Source organism: Craterilacuibacter sp. (assembly GCF_051659485.1).
In the GTDB taxonomy this organism is placed as follows: domain Bacteria; phylum Pseudomonadota; class Gammaproteobacteria; order Burkholderiales; family Chromobacteriaceae; genus Craterilacuibacter.
In genome coordinates, this window is the sequence record NZ_JBOFOO010000241.1 from 1 (window position 1) to 2,166 (window position 2,166).

The window sequence follows — 2,166 nt, forward strand, 5'->3', positions numbered from 1 at the left end:
TTCGCCCCATCAGAAGCCCGCATCTTGCGGGCTTTTTGTTTTACGGCTGCTGCTTTACAGTGGCCAGCCGGGGATGGGCAGGGTGGAGAATACTTCGCGTAGCCCCTTGCCCCACGCCTGACGCAGGGCGCTGAAATACGGATCCTGCTCGGCCAGTCTGATCGGTGCCAGTGGCGCATCATCGTTTGGCCGCAGCCAGACCAGATCAATGGGGGCGCCAACCGACAGGTTGGAGCGCATGGTCGAATCTAGCGAGATCAGTGCGCACTGGATCGCCTGTGTCAGCGGCGTGTCGTAGTCCAGTACCCGGTCGAGAATGGGTTTGCCGTATTTGGCCTCACCGATCTGGAAATAGGGTGTATCGCGGCAGGCCTCGATGAAATTGCCTTGCGGATAAATATGGAATAAACGCATCGCCTCGCCATCTACCTGCCCTCCCAATAGAAAATGGCTGGAAAAATCAATGGCGGAGTCCGGATCGGCATCGCGCGCAAGCACTTCGCGCAAGGTGGCGCCGACCATGGCTGCCGCATCGTATAGCGATGCGACCTGCAGGAAGTTGCGGGCGGCCTCGTGCTGGCGGCATGACAGCTCAAGCTGGCTGGCCACGCTCTGGCTGGTGGCGAGGTTGCCGGACGAGAGCAGTACCATACGCGTCTGTCCCGGCTTTTCGAATACCCGCATCTTGCAAAAAGTGGCGACGTGGTCGACGCCGGCATTGGTGCGGGTGTCGGAGGCGAAGACCAGTCCCCGGGCGAGGCGGATTGCAACGCAATAAGTCATGTGAGCCTTTATCTGTGTAGCGATTGATCAGCCATCTACTGGGTGGACGTCGGCACGGGCGCTGAGAACTTCCTGTCCGCCGCCCAGGCGCATGCCGCGCACCGGGCAGGCGTCCAGATAATCCAGCCCGGTAGCGAGTTTGAGGTGGTGAGCATCCGGCTCGCGTGCGTTACTGACATCGAAGCCATGCCAGGCATGGTCCAGCCAGACTTCGGCCCAGGCATGGCTGGCGGCATGTTCTTCTTTTTCGTTCAACAGGTAGCCGCTGACGTAGCGGGCGGGCAAACCCAGAATGCGGCAGGCGGTGATAAAGACCTGGGTATGGTCCTGGCACACGCCGGCGCCAAGCTCGAGTGCCTGATCCGCTGGTGTATACGCGCTAGTGGCGCCGGGCGTATAAGGCATGGCTTCCAGCACCTTGCACCCGAGCTTCTCGAGCAGGGGGCCGTTGCCTGAGGCTGCGTGTGCAAGATCGATAATGGCTGTGCTAGTGGCGGTGAGCGCGGTGTGGCGCAAAAAGACCCGCACGTCCAGTACACCGGGCTGGGGGTGGGCTGCGCGGTGCTGTGTTTCAACTTCGCCGCTGGCTACTAGGCTGATTTCGTCGTGGGCGTCTTCCAGTGTCATCAGGTGGTACAGATTGCCGTAGCCGTCAATGCCGGGCGTGGCGGCCGCCGGCAAGTCCAGCCGCCAGTGGCGAACTGTCTGGTATGGGTCGTTGGCTGGCGTCAGGCGCAGCAGTTGCGCGCTGCGCCGTGCCGCTTCGGCGTAACGGTAGTGCGTGGTGTGGCGGATGGTCAGTCGCATTATGCGGCCTCCAGATAGGCCTGATGGACCAGTGCCCCCAGACGGGTTATATCGGCGAGCATCTTGTCCAGATAGTCGTGCAGCCCGGTTTCGAACACTTCATCGACGCTGGTGTAGGCCTGTGCCGCCCTCAGTTCGGCCGCCAGACGTTTGGCCGCGCGGCCGTTCTCGCCCTCGATGCGCGCAAGCCATTTGTAGATGTCGTCGCAGCAGGCCCGCAGGCTTCTTGGCATATCGGGCCGAAGCAGCAGTAGCTCGGCTACGCGCCGGCCCGAGGGGGCGTCGCGGTACAGGGTGTGATAGGCCTCGAAGGCACCGACTGCGCGTAGCAGAGCGCTCCACGCGTAGTAGTCGGCGCTATCGCTGTCACCCAGTAACTGGCTCTTGACGTCCAGCAGGCGGGCGGTGTTGTCGGCGCGCTCGATAAAGGTGCCCAGCCGGATAAAGGAAAAGGCATCGGTACGCTGGCAGGTGCCGTGGGTCGCGCCGCGGAACAGGTGGGAGCGCTCCTTGACCCAGTCGAAGAAGGTCTGGAAATTGCCGTCGGCGGCAGAGAGTTCGCGTGCCTCAAGCCAG

3 protein-coding genes are annotated in these 2,166 nt (G+C 62.4%); all 3 read right to left on the reverse strand.

Annotated elements, in window-relative coordinates; all coding sequences use genetic code 11:
• Nucleotides 1-54 precede the first annotated feature (54 nt).
• Nucleotides 55-783, reverse strand: coding sequence for a peptidase (locus ACRC1E_RS08495; RefSeq protein ID WP_438514668.1), 729 nt, complete (start codon nt 781-783; stop codon nt 55-57).
• 27 nt (nt 784-810) lie between these two features.
• The gene (locus ACRC1E_RS08500) at nt 811-1,590 is read right to left on the reverse strand and encodes a transglutaminase family protein (protein ID WP_438514669.1); all 780 of its coding nucleotides are present in this window, start codon (nt 1,588-1,590) and stop codon (nt 811-813) included.
• Nucleotides 1,590-2,166: alpha-E domain-containing protein (locus ACRC1E_RS08505; RefSeq protein ID WP_438514670.1), on the reverse strand; the 577-nt coding region annotated here is incomplete at its 5' end. The genes ACRC1E_RS08505 and ACRC1E_RS08500, both read right to left, overlap by 1 nt.

Coding starts and splice junctions, on each gene's coding strand:
- ACRC1E_RS08500 (WP_438514669.1), bottom strand. CDS start 1,590: ATGCGACTGACCATCCGCCACACCACGCACTACCGTTACGCCGAAGCG.
- ACRC1E_RS08495 (WP_438514668.1), bottom strand. CDS start 783: ATGACTTATTGCGTTGCAATCCGCCTCGCCCGGGGACTGGTCTTCGCC.